The sequence below is a fragment of the Pseudoalteromonas sp. P1-16-1b genome (genome assembly GCF_001401785.1).
GTDB classification, from domain to species: domain Bacteria; phylum Pseudomonadota; class Gammaproteobacteria; order Enterobacterales; family Alteromonadaceae; genus Pseudoalteromonas; species Pseudoalteromonas undina.
Genome location: NZ_LKGQ01000018.1, coordinates 12,296 through 28,750 on the forward strand (window position 1 = coordinate 12,296; position 16,455 = coordinate 28,750).

The 16,455-nt window shown below is 39.6% G+C and carries 15 protein-coding genes; 5 read left to right on the forward strand and 10 right to left on the reverse strand.

Annotation, left to right across the window (positions count from 1 at the left end; genetic code table 11):
* Positions 1-47: 47 nt before the first annotated feature.
* The 3 genes from AN392_RS13015 to AN392_RS13025 form a co-directional block, all read right to left on the reverse strand.
* Entirely contained in the window at positions 48-1,235 is a 1,188-nt protein-coding gene (locus tag AN392_RS13015) for a diguanylate cyclase (protein ID WP_235575593.1), read from the reverse strand.
* Positions 1,236-1,443: 208 nt separating this feature from the next.
* On the reverse strand, positions 1,444-2,712 hold the full coding sequence (locus AN392_RS13020; protein ID WP_055012960.1) for a mechanosensitive ion channel family protein: 1,269 nt from the start codon (positions 2,710-2,712) through the stop codon (positions 1,444-1,446).
* Between the two features lie 93 nt (positions 2,713-2,805).
* Positions 2,806-4,695, reverse strand: a complete 1,890-nt coding sequence (locus tag AN392_RS13025; RefSeq protein ID WP_055012961.1) for an acetate--CoA ligase — start codon at positions 4,693-4,695, stop codon at positions 2,806-2,808.
* Positions 4,696-4,884: 189 nt separating this feature from the next.
* Between AN392_RS13025 and AN392_RS13030 the strand changes: the two genes are divergently transcribed.
* Entirely contained in the window at positions 4,885-5,295 is a 411-nt protein-coding gene (locus AN392_RS13030; RefSeq protein WP_010387575.1) for an NUDIX hydrolase, read from the forward strand.
* Here the strand turns inward: AN392_RS13030 and AN392_RS13035 are convergent.
* Positions 5,292-6,053, reverse strand: coding sequence for an ABC transporter substrate-binding protein (locus tag AN392_RS13035; RefSeq protein ID WP_010387576.1), 762 nt, complete (start codon positions 6,051-6,053; stop codon positions 5,292-5,294). The two genes, AN392_RS13030 and AN392_RS13035, sit on opposite strands and share 4 nt — an antisense overlap.
* Before the next feature lie 94 nt (positions 6,054-6,147).
* Positions 6,148-7,146: an AraC family transcriptional regulator gene (locus tag AN392_RS13040; RefSeq protein WP_055012962.1), complete on the reverse strand. Its 999-nt coding sequence runs from the start codon at positions 7,144-7,146 to the stop codon at positions 6,148-6,150.
* 96 nt (positions 7,147-7,242) lie between these two features.
* On the opposite strand from AN392_RS13040, the gene AN392_RS13045 reads away from it, so the two are divergent.
* On the forward strand, positions 7,243-7,686 hold the full coding sequence (locus AN392_RS13045) for an SRPBCC family protein (RefSeq protein ID WP_010387578.1): 444 nt from the start codon (positions 7,243-7,245) through the stop codon (positions 7,684-7,686).
* On the forward strand, positions 7,683-8,507 hold the full coding sequence (locus AN392_RS13050; RefSeq protein ID WP_055012963.1) for a sterol desaturase family protein: 825 nt from the start codon (positions 7,683-7,685) through the stop codon (positions 8,505-8,507). Before AN392_RS13045 ends, AN392_RS13050 begins: the two co-directional genes overlap by 4 nt.
* A gap of 70 nt (positions 8,508-8,577) precedes the next feature.
* Here the strand turns inward: AN392_RS13050 and AN392_RS13055 are convergent, their stop codons facing one another.
* The 3 genes from AN392_RS13055 to AN392_RS13065 form a co-directional block, all read right to left on the reverse strand.
* Positions 8,578-10,767 carry a fasciclin domain-containing protein gene (locus AN392_RS13055; RefSeq protein WP_055012964.1) on the reverse strand — a complete coding sequence of 730 codons (2,190 nt, stop codon included), beginning with the start codon at positions 10,765-10,767 and terminating at the stop codon, positions 8,578-8,580.
* Between the two features lie 144 nt (positions 10,768-10,911).
* Positions 10,912-11,295 (reverse strand): hypothetical protein, encoded by a 384-nt coding sequence (locus tag AN392_RS13060; RefSeq protein WP_010387586.1) that lies wholly within the window; start codon positions 11,293-11,295, stop codon positions 10,912-10,914.
* On the reverse strand, positions 11,292-11,660 hold the full coding sequence (locus tag AN392_RS13065; RefSeq protein ID WP_010387588.1) for a hypothetical protein: 369 nt from the start codon (positions 11,658-11,660) through the stop codon (positions 11,292-11,294). Before AN392_RS13065 ends, AN392_RS13060 begins: the two co-directional genes overlap by 4 nt.
* Before the next feature lie 219 nt (positions 11,661-11,879).
* Between AN392_RS13065 and AN392_RS13070 the strand changes: the two genes are divergently transcribed.
* Positions 11,880-12,299, forward strand: coding sequence for a VOC family protein (locus tag AN392_RS13070; RefSeq protein ID WP_010387589.1), 420 nt, complete (start codon positions 11,880-11,882; stop codon positions 12,297-12,299).
* A 52-nt stretch (positions 12,300-12,351) separates the two neighbouring features.
* Here the strand turns inward: AN392_RS13070 and AN392_RS13075 are convergent, their stop codons facing one another.
* Together AN392_RS13075 and AN392_RS13080 are read right to left on the reverse strand one after the other, a co-directional pair.
* Positions 12,352-13,932 (reverse strand): diguanylate cyclase, encoded by a 1,581-nt coding sequence (locus AN392_RS13075; RefSeq protein WP_010387591.1) that lies wholly within the window; start codon positions 13,930-13,932, stop codon positions 12,352-12,354.
* Positions 13,933-14,060: 128 nt separating this feature from the next.
* The gene (locus tag AN392_RS13080) at positions 14,061-14,939 is read right to left on the reverse strand and encodes an AraC family transcriptional regulator (RefSeq protein WP_055012965.1); all 879 of its coding nucleotides are present in this window, start codon (positions 14,937-14,939) and stop codon (positions 14,061-14,063) included.
* 185 nt (positions 14,940-15,124) lie between these two features.
* On the opposite strand from AN392_RS13080, the gene AN392_RS13085 reads away from it, so the two are divergent.
* Positions 15,125-16,270, forward strand: coding sequence for an iron-containing alcohol dehydrogenase (locus AN392_RS13085; RefSeq protein WP_010387594.1), 1,146 nt, complete (start codon positions 15,125-15,127; stop codon positions 16,268-16,270).
* The last annotated feature ends 185 nt before the right edge of the window (positions 16,271-16,455 follow it).

Here is a 16,455-nt window from a genome sequence, read left to right on the forward strand (position 1 = left end):
TGCCTTTGGGCACGCTATTATTAAGTTAGCGTGCCACGTTAAATGCATTACTCGCTTACGTTATTTCTGCCTTTCTTTTTAGCTCTATAAAGGGCTAAATCGGCATTTTTCAATGCCTCATCAAAGCTTTGTTTTGCCGCTCTTTGCGCTACACCTATAGAAACCGTCACGTTTACCGTTTTGTTGTCACTTGGCTGTTTACCTTTACGAGATTTCTTATCGGTTCGTTTTGGGTTTCTGATCACCATGTCGTAGGTGGCAATATTTTCGCGCAGTGTTTCTAGTTCAGGGATTGACTGCTCGGCTGTTTTACGCGGGAACACCACCGTAAACTCTTCTCCGCCATAGCGGTAAATTTTTCCACCCCCTTTAACGCCAGCCATTTTAGCCGCCACTAGCTTTAACACTTGGTCGCCAATATCGTGGCCATAGGTATCGTTGAATTTTTTAAAGTGGTCAATGTCGAGCATAGCAACGGTGTATTTTCGCCCTAATGATAAAGCAAGCTGATTAAGTGCTCGTCGCGTTGGTAAGCTGGTTAAATCGTCTCTATAGGCTAAATAATAAGAGTCTGTACTTACTGCCAATAAATACAAAGAGGCCATAAGCACGGCTATTACAGACCAAGGAAAATCAATAATGTGTTGCTGATTAAGGCACCACACAATAAAAGTAATTAATAAGGCGGTTTGAGTCAGGTTATGGGCTCTTAAGCTTTGCCAAATAAGCAAGCCGCCAATTATTGAAAGCGGTAAAACAATGGGTAAATAAGGAAGCAGCTGAGTATAAAAAGAAGATTGTATTGTTAGTTCTTGCAAGTGTTGGCTCAGTGCTAACCAAGCAAATGCAGCACCACCACAGACAATAACGAGTAAACTGCGAGTTACTGTGTGTATTGATAAGAGCGCTCTATCTTTTATAACTGCTAATAGCATTAATAAACTTGTAGCGCATAATAAGGTCCAGTCAGGTTGCGCTTTGAGCCAGTCAGACCAAGGTAAAGCGTAGTCTAATGAAGATAAATAAAGCACCCAAAATGCGCAAAGTAATGCAACTCGACTTCGATTAAACTGAGTAGCAAATACAGCAGTAATAACCAGTAATGGATAAACAAGATTATTAACAAGAGAGAGCTTACTTTGCCATTGAGCTTGAAACTGAACTAATAATAAAAATAAGCCACATAGACCTAAAAGGCTCAAAGAAGTTGATTTAACTCCTGCTAATTTTAACAACCTATGCTCCAAAGACCGATGTCTAAAAAATAAAGGCTTATTGTATTCATATTGAAAAATATTACTACTTTAATGCTTGTTAATTATTTAAAAACAATACTTTAAAACTAATTTTGGCGGCTTTTATCGACACTTTTTAGCCAAATGTATGACATTTTAGCAAATGTAAATATAGTAAGTTAATTAAACCTATTACCCAGAGTTCAGGTTATTTAATTAGTTGGCGAATATCGCTTCCTGTTGGTGCTTCATGGGCACGTAACGAAAAGGCGGGTAAAACCGCTAATATATGATCAAATATATCTGACTGAATATTTTCATATTCACCCCAATTAGTGGTATTGGTGAATGCATAAATCTCAATGGGTAAACCTTGGGTTGTTGGCGCTAATTGCCTTACCATTAAGGTCATACCTTGATGAATATGTGGGTGCTGTTTTAATAGCGCGACCAAATAGTGGCGAAATGTACCCACATTAGTGAGCCTGCGGCCATTTAAAGTGCAGCTCATATCTACTTTTTTAGTGGTGTTTTGCTCCTCAATAACCAATAGCGTACTTTCAAGGTACTCACTTAGTAAGTCGGCTTTTTTAAGGGCAACAACTGCGGCTTCGTCTAAAAAGTGCACACTACTCATTTCTAGGTGAATGCTGCGTTTTATCCGGCGTCCACCAGAGTCTGACATACCGCGCCAATTTTTAAATGAGTCAGAGATCAAGGCATAAGTAGGAATGGTGGTAATGGTTTTATCCCAATTTCTTACTTTAACCGTGGTTAACGCAATATCAATAACATCACCGTCGGCACCGTACTTAGGCATTTCTAACCAGTCACCTACCGCCAGCATATTATTGGCAGAGAGCTGAATACCTGCTACTAATCCTAAAATAGCGTCTTTAAATACCAGTAATAACACCGCAGACAGAGCGCCTAAGCCGCTTAGTAAAATTAACGGTGATTTATTCATTAACAATGAAACGGCTAAAATGGCAGTTAATACACTGGCAATAAGCTTAATTGTTTGCAAAAAGCCGCGCAGCGGAAAGTGAGCGTTCAAGGGGCGCTTATCGGAAATTGCTTGAAATATATCCAGTAAAGAAAATAGCGAAAGTAAGGCAAATAAAATGATCCATTGATCGGTGATCATTTGAATCAAATACAAAAAAGTGGTGCCTTCGGGTACCCACAGTTGCGCCTGAATAACAACGACCGCTCCTTGTAAAACAAATGAGATATTACGAGCGAGTTTTTTTGCTGAATATAAGGGACTTTTGCTATCGGGTTGCGCAGCTTGTTCGCTAAAGCGGTTTTTAACTAAACGCTGAGAAACCAGCCTTAAAATGAGGTGTAATATTAATGCAAATAGCGCAATCCAAGCCAATACAATCAGGTCGTACCATAAAAATGGGCTTCCCGGAAAATAATCGCCAAACCATTGCAGTAAAAAATCTCGCAGCTGTGCGCGTGTTCCTGTCATTAATACTCCATAAGGACGCTATTATTAATTACTGATTGTTAGTTAAGCAGCTGCAATGTAAAAAGTCTATTTAAGACTTTTTACATTATGTAGTTACAGTTTACCATGCTCGAGTTGCTGGCTGAGTTCTTCAAAAATACTTGGATCATCTATGGTTGATGGAATTTGCAGTTCTTCACCATCAATTAACTGCCGCAGGTTTTTACGTAAAATTTTGCCAGAACGGGTTTTTGGTAATCGCTCTACACACATAATATTTTTAAGGCACGCAATAGCACCAATTTGATTACGCACGGTTTGCACCAATTGCTGTTCTACCTCTTTATGTGAGCCATTAAAATCATTTTTTAGCACCACCATCGCCATTGGGTTTTGCCCTTTTAACGCATCACTAATGCCAAATACTGCACATTCAGCCACAGCTGGGTGCGCGGCAACAATTTCTTCCATTTCACCGGTGGATAGACGGTGCCCTGCGACATTAATCACATCATCGGTGCGACCCATAATAAAGAGGTAGCCATCGTCATCAATATAACCGCCATCACCAGATAAATAGTAGCCCTCATATTCAGCCAAATAACCAGCCTTAAAACGAGCCGTATTTTGCCAAATTGTCGGTAAGCATCCCGGTGGTAAAGGTCGCTTTATAACAACCGCGCCTTGTTCATTCGGAGCACATTCATCCCCATTCATATCTAAAATTCTTACATCAAATCCAGGTGTTGCAACTGTTGAGCTTCCTGCTTTTGTTGGCAGGTGTTCAATGCCAACAGGGTTACACGCAATTGCCCAGCCCGTTTCTGTTTGCCACCAATGATCAAGCACCGGTAAACCTGTTTTTTCTTTGAGCCAATCGTAGGTAGGTGGGTCTAAACGCTCTCCGGCTAAAAATAATCGTTTCAGACTAGAAGTATCATACTTCTTAAATCCTTCGGCATTGGGGTCCTCTTTTTTAATCGCGCGAAACGCAGTGGGGGCACTAAATAAAGCATTCACTTTGTATTCTTCTACTACGCGCCAAAAAGCACAGGCATCGGGGGTTCTAACCGGTTTTCCTTCAAATAAAATAGTTGCGCACCGATACATAAGTGGCGCATACACAATATACGAATGACCCACTACCCAGCCAATATCAGAGGCGGCCCAAAATACGTCACCGGGTTTCATGCCGTAGACGGTTTTCATGCTGTAATGCATAGCAACCGCATGGCCGCCATTTTCACGCACCACACCTTTAGGTGTCCCTGTTGTGCCAGAGGTGTATAAAATATAAAGTGGATGATCGCCACTGACCGCAACGGGATCAACCGGTGTGGCTGTTTGCATTGCAACAGCCCAGTCAATATCACGTTCGGGCATAAGCGGTGCGGTGGCTTGCTCACGCTGATAAATAATACAGTGTTCAACTTTATAGCTAGCAGCTTCAACCGCGTTATCGAGTAATTCTTTGTACTCAATTACAGTATTAACTTCTACACCGCAGGAGGCACTGAGTACCAATTTGGGCTTGGCGTCATCAATCCGTACCGCTAATTCATGCGCTGCAAAACCGCCAAATACAACAGAATGAATAGCGCCAATTCGGGCACATGCCAACATACCAATTACGGCTTCGGGGATCATGGGCATATAAATCACTACGCGGTCGCCTTTAGTCACTCCTAAAGACTGCATTACCCCTGCAAATTTAGCGACCTCTTGCTGCAGTTGTAAATAGCTATAACTGCGTTTGCTATTGGTAACCGGTGAGTCATAAATTAACGCTGTTTCATTACCATGCCCAGCGATGACATGCTGATCTACGGCTAAAAAACAGCTGTTAAGTTGGCCGTCTGCATACCAGTGGTGCAGTCCTTGTTGATCTTGTGTATATGCTGTTTCTGGAGCCTTGTACCAAGGAAGGCGTTTACTTTGCGATAACCAAAACGCTGCCGGGTCTTGTTTAAATTCGTTGTAATGTTGTTTATATTCACCTGACATAAAGGCTCCTGAGTAAAATTTAATCTAACTAAACTAAGCGCTTTTTATCAGCAGTGATATTCGACTATGGTCGGTTAAATAGTAAGCGATGCTTTTAGTTTTTGGCCAACGTAATGATTGTATAGAACTAAAAAGTTCCAACTAATGTAAAATGTTTCAGTAATTAATGAAGAGTAAATGGATATAAGAATGAATCAAATGGTCAGAGTAGGCGTTGCAGTAATAGTAATGCATGATAATAAAATTTTACTCGGTGAACGGATAGGCGCACATGGCGCAAATACGTGGGCAACCCCTGGAGGGCATTTAGAATTTGGCGAAACGGTTGAGCAATGCGCTGTGCGTGAAGTAGTAGAAGAGACAGGGCTCAATGTCACTAATATTCGTAAACTCGATTTTACCAACGATATTTTTAGCGCAGAGAACAAACATTATATTACCTTATATGTGCAAGCAGACTATGAAGGTGGAGAGGTTATAAATAAAGAGCCTCACAAATGTTTACAGTGGCGTTGGTGCGATATTAATGACTTGCCCGCACCTTTGTTTATCTCATTAAAAAATTATCTAGCACAGAATACCTTGCCCGCTGAGTATTAAAGGTTTTTTGGCATAGGAAGTTGCCATTTATTTAAAATTTGCTGATATTCACCACTTTCCTTGATGGCATTTAACCTATCGCTAATAATTTTTGCTGTGTGTGAGTCAAGCTGATTACTGGCTGCAAAATGCAAAGAAGAGGGTAACTCATCTAAATGGATGCGTTTTGAAATTAAATTAGGGTCGAGCCCAGTACGTTTTAATTCGTTTTCAAGTGTGAGCGTATTAGTAACAACAAAGTCGATGCGATCTTTATATAGCATTTTCCAGAGTTGCTGGTAATAACTGACTAATACTAGGTTTTCATTTTCAGTAAAACCTTTGGCTTCTAAATAGGCCTGCGCAGAGTAGCCGCGGATCGTAGCTACTTTGTATTCTTTAGCGAAGTTTAAATGAATCACTTCATCTTTATGGCTGCGTAAGCTAACTAGGTATGCGTCTGCAAAGTAAACTTTACCCAACCACTTAAATTGATGATGCCTGTTTGGTGTTTTTAGCAGTGACAGCATAATGGCATTAGGATTGGCTCGTTGCTGTTGAAACATGCGCGCCATCGGCATTATTTCAAACTTTGCGGTTAAAGCGGTGCCTTTTAATACTGCTTTAGCTATATCGACCAGCGCGCCCTGTGTTTCACCTTGAGGGTTTTTAAAATGATAAGGCGGTAAATCTTCAGCGATAAAGGTAACAGGGGTGGCGTTGCAGAACGCACTATAAAAAATCAATACAAAAACAGTTAACATCATACGCAAAAGCATAAATAATTGTCTTTAAAGCAATATCATGAGGCTAGTGTAAATAAAATTAGTAAAAAGGTATATGGTAAGTGTGTTTTTTAAGTAAAGGGAATGTTTAATTATTGTTTTTTATGAATTGGCGAGGTGAACAATGATACCAGCGCTTAAAAGCACGATTAAAAGAGCTTTGATCGTTAAATCCCAGCATAAATGCGATTTTATTTAATGAATAGTGGGGAATATAAGTTAATAAACGTCGTTTTTGCTCTGCTTCAAGCAACGCGGCAAACGTGGTTTTTTCTTTTTTTAGATGGCGCTGTACTGTGCGTGGCGTCATATTTAAGGCCGCAGCTGTCCTAAGTAAAGAGCAATCTTGTAAGTCGTGTTTTGACATTAAAATATGATTAATTTTTTCTGATAATAACTGCTGACTTTTAAACTGGGATAGCTGTTGCTCTGACATTTGCTTAAGCATTGCGTTGATTTGGCTATTATCGGTTTTAAAGGGCAGGGTTAAGTAATTACTTGGAAACTCGATTTGATTAAAGCTAGCTCCAGTTTTTACTGGGCAATTAAACCAATTAGTTAATCTGTGTTGTTCGGTGTTTGAAAAGTGTGTTGAAAAATACACACAGCTAGGTGAAAGCTCAGGATTAAGTAGTTGGCGTACCACACTGACCCATGCGGTCATATTTCGTAAAACAGCCTGTGAACTACATTGTGGATCGGCTACCCAAGTTACTTTACACCGTGTTTTTTGTTGCTCAAACTTGGCGCGACCAATATTAGCCACAAGGCTGTCGTAATTAAGTAGTGCAGTAATAGCACTGGCTAAATTAGTACTCGATTCAATTAAATACCCCAATACACCAAAATCAGCGGTGCGTATTTGTTTTCCTAATTCAAAGCCAAATAAGGGATCGTTTAACGCCTGTTGTGCATAGCCAAGCAACGCATTGTAGCTTTTTAAGCTGATACGCGGCGCCAATTGTTGTGACTGTTTATTGGTATACTCGTTAAAATCAATAGCGCTTAAAGCCACTTGGCTATCTAAGCCCTTGGCTTCAAGATAATCCAAACAGCTACAAAAGTAATGATCGGCTAAGGTTTTCATTTGTCGCCTAAAGCTAAAAAATAGTCATCTAATCGCAAGTTTGCCACGGCATATTTTTATATGCTAGTGATCTATAAAAATAATAGGGTGAAGGTCATGGTAAAAATAAAGGTTAAGCGTACTGTGGCAGCAACGCCTGAGCAAATACGCAGCGTATTACTAGCACATGCCGATTTAGGACGGTTTTTTAATGCCCACTTTACACTACTAACACCACAAGAGCCGGGTGAAATAACTGGCGGGAAAGGCACGATTAGAGAAATTAAAATGCAAGGCACTACCTTTAAAGAGCAAATAATAGCTGCAGATAACAGTCATATTAGTTACTGTATTATAGGCAGCAAGCCCGTTGCACAGCATCGTGGTGATATTTACTTAAATGCTAATAACAAAGAACCATCGCTCACTGAGGTTAATTACCATATTCGCTGCGTTGCACCTTTATGGCTACCCGATTTTATACTGGCTTTTTTTATAAAAAAAGATGTTAGTCAAGCACTTAAAAAAATAGCCCGTTACTTTCAGGAGCGTGTTGTATGAGCATTGAAATTATTTTACTTGCACTGAGCCCTATTTTTTTACTGTTTGTTGCTATTGAGTTTATTAAATTTAGGCGTTACTACGATATAAAAGACAGCTTTGCCAATGCGTTACTGGCTTTATTACACCAAGGTGCTGATGCTATTGCGTTAATTGTGCTAATGCCGTTTTTTTACTGGCTGTATCAGTTTCGGTTATTTGATATTGAATTGACGGTACTAACTGTATTAGGTGCCTTTGTATTGCAAGACTTTTTATATTATTGGTTTCATCGTGCATCACACCATATACATTGGTTATGGGCCGCTCATGTCGTACATCATAGCTCTACAAAAATGAATTTTACTACTGCGTTTAGACAAAGTTTAATGTATCCACTTGCAGGTATGTGGCTGTTTTGGATGCCTATGATATTACTTGGTTTTGAGCCTGTGATTGTTTTTGCTGTGGTTGCCCTTAATTTGGCATATCAATTTTTTGTTCACACCCAAGTGGTAAAAAAGCTGGGTTGGTTTGAAAGCGTATTTAATACTCCATCACATCATCGGGTTCATCACGCTATTAACAATGGCTACTTAGATAAAAACTTTGCAGGGGTACTAATTGTTTGGGATAAGTTATTTGGCACATATGTAGAAGAGGATGAAAACAAGCCTTGTAAATACGGAATTATTGGCCAACTACACAGTAATAATCCAATCAAAATTACTTTTCATCAGTGGCAGCACCTCTTTAAAAGTACTTACAGGGCAAACGGGTTAAAAGCTAAATTAAAAGTGGTATTTGGTTACCCAACAAGCTCTCAAAGTAGTAATAAGTAAGCCTATTTTTGAATAAAAAAGCCAGGAGTAAATAGCATCACTCCTAGCTTATCTCACAGTAAAATTTAATTTATTTGGCCGTTGTGATCACTGTATCTATTAAGTGAACAACCCCATTACTTGTATAAATATCAGTAGTTGTTACATTGCTACCCGCTACTTGTAATGATGTAGCCGGTAAGCTTACTTGCCACCAAATATCGTTCACAGCTTGGCCATTATTCTGACCTGCTGCCGTATCACCTGAGAAGGTATATAAAGGACGACCAAGATAAGCGACTTGCATGCTGTCATCTGAGCGAGCAATTAACGATAAACCTGGCACATTTTCAATTGATGCTGCAGTACCAAGAACCGGTGGCCACGTTGTTGCACAAGCTGCTTCACACGTGCTCATTGCCTCGCCTAAATCATTATCGAATACATAAACTGTTTTGCCTGGCATGGCGTCGGCCATACCCGTTACTAAACGATTATTAGTTGAATCGTAAGCAATGCTGTCTGTTGCTGTGTTTTCTGTGCTGGTAAAGTCTACAACGTTTACACTTAGCATGTTATCAGCAAGGGTGGTCACCGTTTTACCATTCGCTGCAAACGCATCAGTACTGCCTACTTGAGCGCCTAAAACATGTTGAGTCAGTACACCTGTTAGTGCTGTCGTGTCAGCCAATAAAACCTCTAAATCAGCCGTAGGAATTTTGCTAAATGCAGCATTTGTTGGTGCAAATACCGTAAATGATTGAGTGGTATCGTTAAAGGTATCTACTAGTGATGCTGCTTGTAGTGCGGTGACCAAAGTTGATAATGCGGGTGTTTCAGTAGCCACAGTAGCAATTGTTTTAGTCGGAGTCCCAACTTCTGCCGGTGGCATAATCACTTTATTTAATACATGAATAACGCCGTTACTGGCGGTTACATTTGCCTCTGTGATTGCCGAATCATTGATAAATAGTGAGCTGTCTACATAAGAAATAGCTGCCATGTCGCCATTGGCCATTTCTACCTTGTTGCTGTTGCTATTGGCAATGCTTACTGCGTCATCTGATAAAACTGTTGCGTCAGGAAAAACATGGTATAGCAAAATATCACGAAGCGTATCTGTGTCAGCTAGTAGCGCATTAATTGTATCCTGACCGAGTGCAGCAAATGCAGCGTCTGTAGGAGCAAATACACTAAAAGTATTATCTGGATCGGCAACTAGTGTATCTAAGCCTGTTGCTGTTAGAGCCGCGAGAAGAGTCGTAAAGTTACCATCAGCGCTCGCTATGTCAGCAATTGTATTGGTACTTTGAGGTAAAGTAACATCAGAAATAATAACCGAATCAATTACATGAATGACACCATTAGTGGTCATAATATCTTTTACTATAATATTGGCTCCGCCAAACGATAGCATGTTTGTTTCTGCGTTTATCGCCACTGGAAGGGTATTGCCAAGTAGCGTTTCTGCTGATTGGCCGTTAAGAGACATTGCAGTAACAGAATCAACTGATCCTACAAGCACATGCTGCTTCAAAATATCGGCTAAAACGGTGGGATTAGCCAGTAACGTGTTTAAAAAGTTGCTACCAATTGCCTCGAATGCAGCATCCGTAGGGGCAAATACGGTAAATTCTGATGATTCATCGGCAAGTGCTGAAGTAAGGGATGCAGCATCAAGAGCTGCAAGTAATGTACTAAAATTGCCAGCTTGTTGAGCTGTTTCAATGATATTATTAGTTGGTGCTGTTTCTGGCACTGTTTTTGGCGTGAGCACCGCGTCAATAACATGAATGATTCCGTTGTCGGTCACAATGTCGGTCATTGTTACTGTGCTGGTATTTACTAATAAATTCTCACCATTTAAAGATAAAGCAATGTTTTGCCCGTTAACAGTCTCAACAGTGCTACCCGCTAAGCCAATAGCTGTTTGCGCGTCTACTCTGCCAGCTATCACATGATAAGTTAAAATAGAACTTAGGGTGTCTGTATCAGCTAATAAGCTATTAATGGTCTCTTCGCCTAATAATGCGAATGCATCATCGGTAGGGGCAAATACAGTATAGCTGGTAGTTAAATCATCGAGAGTTTCATCTAGACCGGTTGCTTCTAGTGCTGCAACAAGAGTGGTGAACTCTTCAGAGTCCTGTGCGGCGTCAAAGACTGAGACGGCAGGTTGTGGGTCTACAGTTACTGGAGCGTTGTTATCGTCATCACTACTACAGCCTTGAATAAGTAACAAGGGAAGTATGATAGCACCGAGCTTAAATACTTTATTCATAATTGTTCCTTTAATCGAATGTTACAGTGTTACAGCTTTGTGAATACTACGAAGCTATTAACAGTGTTGATCAAAAAAACATGGGGTATTTTTATACAATTTAATAGGTGTAAGATTTTATTGAATTTTTATTCAAGAAAACGTTTAAATTTTAGTTTTTTTACTGCGTGGTGCGCCAAGTAAAATAAATACATGGCAAATACACACAGATAGAAATGCACTAATTCCCAAAGCGCCACCAAAACCATCAAGAATAGGCACTAGATAGGCAAAAAACAGTGAAAATATAATTGCTGAACTGGCAAGCGTATACACACCAAAACGGTGGGGAGCACTCATTCCAATAAATGTGCCGCCAAAAAAGACGATGCTATATAGCTCAGCGTTAAGGCTCAGCTGCGCAAAAATCAAATAGGCAATAATCGATAGAGCTGCAGAGGCTCGGATCCCATCAAAGCGATTATGTTTAGCCAAGTAAAAGGTTAAAAACGCCCCTAGCAAAGCAAGTAGCGGATAAATAAGCGTCATATTACTAACTCCTTGGCCAAAACAAATAAGGCGACGCTAGCAAATGCAATGCTACCTAATCGTCCGCCAAACCCCGCAAATACATTAATGGTGAGTGTGTATAAAACAGCACCAATGGCAGAAATAATCGCAATTTCCCAGTATTCATTAATTAAACTAGTGGAGCACATACCGGCAAAACTGCCTGCATAAATAGCTGCATAGGGATGGTTTTTGTAATCTGCAGGGAATGGAATAAATGAACCGATAAGCCCCGTTAAACCGGCAGATACAACAATAGGCAATGCGAATGTGGTATGCATTAAAAAACACGACAAGCAGCCGATAAAAAAAGTGATGAATTTCAAAAGTATGAATTTAGTCATGGCGCGCACATCATAATGTATCAGTTTTAGCTTTAATAGTTAAAAACTGATATTTAAGACTAAAATCGATAAATCACAGCTAAAAGGTGAATTATTACTGTTGAAAATTAGCGATATGCAATGAATGACTAAAAATAACACTGTTAATGTTCTATAAATTGCAAATTATGTATAATGCAGCATATTTCATATATTAAAAGTTATAACCTAAGGTAATTTATGTCTAACTGTTTACATCTGGCTATCCCCGCTGGCGATCTTGAAAAAGCGAAAACGTTTTACTGTGACGTACTCGGCTGTAAAACCGGCAATAGTGAAGCGGGACGATGGGTAGACATTGATTTTTGGGGTAACGAATTAACTCTACATCAAAGTGTTGAGCGTTTACCTACGGTACGTCACGATGTTGATATGGGAGCAGTGGCTGTACCACACTTTGGTATTCATTTATCAGAAAGTGAGTTTCAAGGATTAAAGCAACGTATTGCTGATGCCGGTCTTGAATATTTAGATAAACCTTACCGTCGTTTTGTTGGTGATGAGTTTGAACAAGAAACGTTTTTTATTGAAGATCCTAACGGTAACGTGCTCGAAATGAAAACTATGGTTAATCCTGAGGTTCTATTTAAAAAGGGTTAAGCTAAGGCTATAGCAGAGCTAGCCTTACTGGCTAGCTCACGTTTTTATGCTTTTAAACGGCGGCTACTACTATTTTTTCAGCTTGCTTTGCCTTTCTTTGCAATTTCTGTTTATACATTGCTTCATCACCTGCTTTTAAAACTGTGTCTAAGTTATCAGGTGGCTGAGTATAGCTAGTTTGCCCAACACTGGCGTAAATAGAAATGGTATGGCCCTGATGCTCTATAGTTAACTGGTTTAATTTTTGTTCTAAGGTGTTAACTCGCTGGTTAATTTTTTCGTTGCTATTAAACAATGCCATGGCCACAAATTCATCGCCCCCTAAGCGACCAACGGCATCTTCACTGCGCATATGTTGACTAAGAGACTCTGCAACTTTGCACAGTACTTTGTCGCCCACATCATGACCATAAGTATCATTAATTGCTTTAAAACGGTCTAAATCTATGTATAAAAAGCACAAAACGCCTCCTCGTTGCTTATGCTCTGCTAGTAAGTCGTTTGCTTTTAAGCTCCATCCGCGACGATTGTATATATGGCACAAATGATCAAAGTTAGCGTGTCGTTCAGCCTGTTTTTTTGCATAACTCAATCTTTGAATTCGTCTACCGACTGCAATAGCAAGTAATAAAGATTCAATTGTAAACGCAATAACAAATCCATAGCGTTGAATGAACGGGCTGTAATCGGTTAGTAGTACCCTAAAAATCATACTAATACACACACTTGCCAGTGCTATAAATACCAAGCTTGCTTCATTAACACCGTACTTTGTTTGTATGGCGCTGAGGATAAAAATAGTGATGACAATAAATAATGATAAATAGCCTGTTACTGCAGAGGTAATATTGGTTATAAGTGGTAGATCGAGCGCTATTTTTTGTAAGCATAAAGTCAGTACGCACAAGGCGGCTACTTTTAGTGTATTACTTATCTTAGGAAAGTATTTAGGTAGCTCCAATATAGCGCTCATAAACCATGTGGCACTCACTATAGTTAAACCGATACTTAACGTATAAAAATGGCTAACGTACGCAGAGTAGTGCTGTTGTGTAAATAAATAAGGCTGTCCTTCTTGAAAGAATATAAAGCTAGCGATGCAAAAAATATAAATGCCATACAGTTTAAAAAGAGGGTCTTTTATGCCGTGACCTATAATTAGTGCATAAAAAATAAGCGTGGCGCAAAGACCATAAAAAATGCCAAAAATAAGGTTGTAGCGTTGAATCTTTTCGACAAAAGGCTGTGTATCTGACCAAGTAAAGCGTGGGGTATAAGCCGCAGAAGTGGTAATCATAAGCTGTGCAGTAAAAACGCCTGGGTCCATTAAAATTGCCATCTGATTGGTCTTTAAAGGTGTTTTATATGCTGAATTTTGCTGCCACGAAAAGTCTTTAAGTGCAGGGCGAGTAAATGAAAATACCCCGCCTTGTTTTAAGTTACAGCTTAATTCAAGATGATTAATACCATTTTTAAGTTTAATATTTGAGGCAACTTCTTTGGATAAAGACACCGAAGTATTGGTTGCTCTTGAGCTGAGCTGACAACGTTCTTGCGCATAAGTAACGCTACTAAATAGCATAGCAAAAGCGCATATAAAAATGCTAAACCTAACCACCTGAGCGCCTAACATGCTAAAAACTCCTTGTCTTTATCGTACAATATATCATTACTAAGTAGACGAATACCTTTAAGTTATATTAACAAAGTCTAATGATAAAGTATTTAATAATAACTTGCGCAAAAGTAAGTTAGTTTTAATCACACATGTATTTCACTGGGGGTTTTGTTGAAATGGCGTTTAAACTCACGGCTAAATTGTGACGCACTGGTGTAACCTACTTTAAATGCGGCCTCATTTGCTTTACTGCCAGAGGTGGTTATTAATTCTTTTGCTTTAGCTAAACGCACTTTTTTTAAATACTGCAAAGGGGATTCAAACGTAACTTGTTTAAAGGCACGATGAAAAGATGACACACTCATGTTCACTTCTTCAGCTAAGTGCTCTACGGTAATAGGGCTTGCATAATCACTATGTAATGTTGATAAGGTACGCGCTATGCGTGCGTAATGGCCATCGTGCATTGCAAGTCCAATTAAAGTGTTGCCTTGAGGGCCACACAGCACCCTATATACTAATTCTTTAACTATATCGTCACCAAATACCTCAGCCTCAAGCGGATCGTTTAACACTGTTAACAGTCGATGGGTAACTTGCTCCATAGCTGAATCTAAAGTGGCGCTTTGTACGGCTCCGCTTTGTGTTAAAGGAGTTAAAATAGGCTTATGTTGCATCATTTGGTTAACCAGTTTGTGCAGCATGGCTGGGTTTATATCAATTGCTATACCCATTACTGGTAAATCGTTATCAGTAAACGCTTCACATTCTAGTGGTACGGGCACTCCCAGTACTAAATAATCGCCTGCACCATACTGTATTTGATGCTCAGGAAAGTGAATAACTTTATGTCCTTGGCCAACAATAATAATACCTGAATTATAAATAAGAGGCTGACGCGCTGAGCTTTTGGTGGCGCGATGAAAGTACACCCCTGGAATAATTGTTTCCATGGTACCTTCAAAGCTGAGCAACTTATTATGCTCTGTGTATTGTTGTAACAAAGTGGCGATGGTCGTCATAAGGGCGGCTTAAATTAACGATATTTGGCGTAAAATAACAACGCTGATAGTTTTAGGCAAGCTTTTGGCAGTTATTAGGCTTTTTATATATGTACTATGCCATTATTATGCATCTATCAACACTTTATTTATTTAAGAATTGATAAGGTGCTTAGTAATTAACCGTCCCCTTTAGGAGCAAAATAATGAAATTTAGCTACGTAAATCCCACTTTAATTCAATTTGGTCAGCAACAAATTGCCGCACTTACTGATTTGATCGCAAAAGATCAAAAAGTATTAGTTGTGTACGGTGGTGGTTCTATTAAAAAGAACGGCGTGTACGATGAAGTTGCAGCAGCACTTGAAGGTTTTGATTGGGTAGAGTTTTCGGGCGTAGGTGCCAACCCAACAATTGAAGTGCTAGACCAAGCAGTAAAAATTTGTAAAGAACAAGATATCGATTTCGTTTTAGGTGTAGGCGGCGGCTCTGTAATTGACGGCGTTAAATACATTGCAGCATCTGCTGTATATGATGGCGAAGGTTGGGATATCCCTACAGGTAAGCATACAATTACCAGCGCATTACCTATTGGTGCGGTACTTACATTGCCTGCAACGGGTTCTGAGTCTAATCAAAATTCAGTAGTAAGCAAAGAAGCAACGAAGCAAAAACTACCGTTTGCATCTCCAGAAGTATTACCAAAATTTGCCATTATGGACCCTGATGTAATGAAAACATTACCGCAGCGCCAGCTTGTAAATGGTTTAGTAGATGCATGGGTACATACGTGTGAGCAGTACCTAACATTCCCAGAAGGTGCACTTGTTCAAGAAGGTTACGCAGAGGCACTGTTAAAAGCGCTTAAAACATTGGGTGATAACTTTGAAAACCAAGACGATGCATGGCGTGCAAATCTTATGTGGGCAGCTAACCAAGCACTTAATGGCTTAATTGGTTCTGGCGTATCGCAAGATTGGGCAACCCACATGATTGGTCATGAATTAACAGCCGCCTACGGTGTTGATCATGCCCGCTCACTGGCTATTGTTCAGCCTTCTTTACTGCGAAATCAATTTGCAGTTAAAAAAGCAAAACTAGAACAAATGGGTAAAAACGTATTTGGTCTTGCACAAACAGACGATTTAGCAGAGCAAACAATTCAAGCGATTGAAGCGTTTTACCACAGCCTTGACGTAGCAACTGAGCTTACTGAGCATGGTGATGACAAAGCGGCTGCCATTGATAATATTATTGGCAAGCTTGAAGCGCATGGCATGGTTGCCCTTGGAGAAAACCAAGCTATTACGTTAAAAGAAAGCCGTGAAATTTTAGAACAAGCGGTTGCTTAATAATGATTAATCTCGACCGCTAACATTTGCTAGCGGCTTTTTGCAGCAAAATAAGATTGAATGAAATAAAATTTTATTTTGCTGCATTACTTTTTTTGATGTTTTCAGGTACAGTATTGAAGAAAATAATATTTAGATGAGTAATGAGCTTATCTAATCGTGTGTTTCAATAGGGAATTCGTTTA

Excerpts from the sequence above, each read along its gene's own strand:
- AN392_RS13085 (WP_010387594.1), top strand. The coding sequence starts at position 15,125 with ATGAAATTTAGCTACGTAAATCCCACTTTAATTCAATTTGGTCAGCAA.
- AN392_RS13025 (WP_055012961.1), bottom strand. The coding sequence starts at position 4,695 with ATGTCAGGTGAATATAAACAACATTACAACGAATTTAAACAAGACCCG.
- AN392_RS13030 (WP_010387575.1), top strand. The coding sequence starts at position 4,885 with ATGAATCAAATGGTCAGAGTAGGCGTTGCAGTAATAGTAATGCATGAT.
- AN392_RS13055 (WP_055012964.1), bottom strand. The coding sequence starts at position 10,767 with ATGAATAAAGTATTTAAGCTCGGTGCTATCATACTTCCCTTGTTACTT.
- AN392_RS13070 (WP_010387589.1), top strand. The coding sequence starts at position 11,880 with ATGTCTAACTGTTTACATCTGGCTATCCCCGCTGGCGATCTTGAAAAA.
- AN392_RS13065 (WP_010387588.1), bottom strand. The coding sequence starts at position 11,660 with ATGACTAAATTCATACTTTTGAAATTCATCACTTTTTTTATCGGCTGC.
- AN392_RS13035 (WP_010387576.1), bottom strand. The coding sequence starts at position 6,053 with ATGCTTTTGCGTATGATGTTAACTGTTTTTGTATTGATTTTTTATAGT.
- AN392_RS13020 (WP_055012960.1), bottom strand. The coding sequence starts at position 2,712 with ATGACAGGAACACGCGCACAGCTGCGAGATTTTTTACTGCAATGGTTT.
- AN392_RS13045 (WP_010387578.1), top strand. The coding sequence starts at position 7,243 with ATGGTAAAAATAAAGGTTAAGCGTACTGTGGCAGCAACGCCTGAGCAA.
- AN392_RS13060 (WP_010387586.1), bottom strand. The coding sequence starts at position 11,295 with ATGACGCTTATTTATCCGCTACTTGCTTTGCTAGGGGCGTTTTTAACC.
- AN392_RS13080 (WP_055012965.1), bottom strand. The coding sequence starts at position 14,939 with ATGACGACCATCGCCACTTTGTTACAACAATACACAGAGCATAATAAG.
- AN392_RS13075 (WP_010387591.1), bottom strand. The coding sequence starts at position 13,932 with ATGTTAGGCGCTCAGGTGGTTAGGTTTAGCATTTTTATATGCGCTTTT.
- AN392_RS13050 (WP_055012963.1), top strand. The coding sequence starts at position 7,683 with ATGAGCATTGAAATTATTTTACTTGCACTGAGCCCTATTTTTTTACTG.
- AN392_RS13040 (WP_055012962.1), bottom strand. The coding sequence starts at position 7,146 with ATGAAAACCTTAGCCGATCATTACTTTTGTAGCTGTTTGGATTATCTT.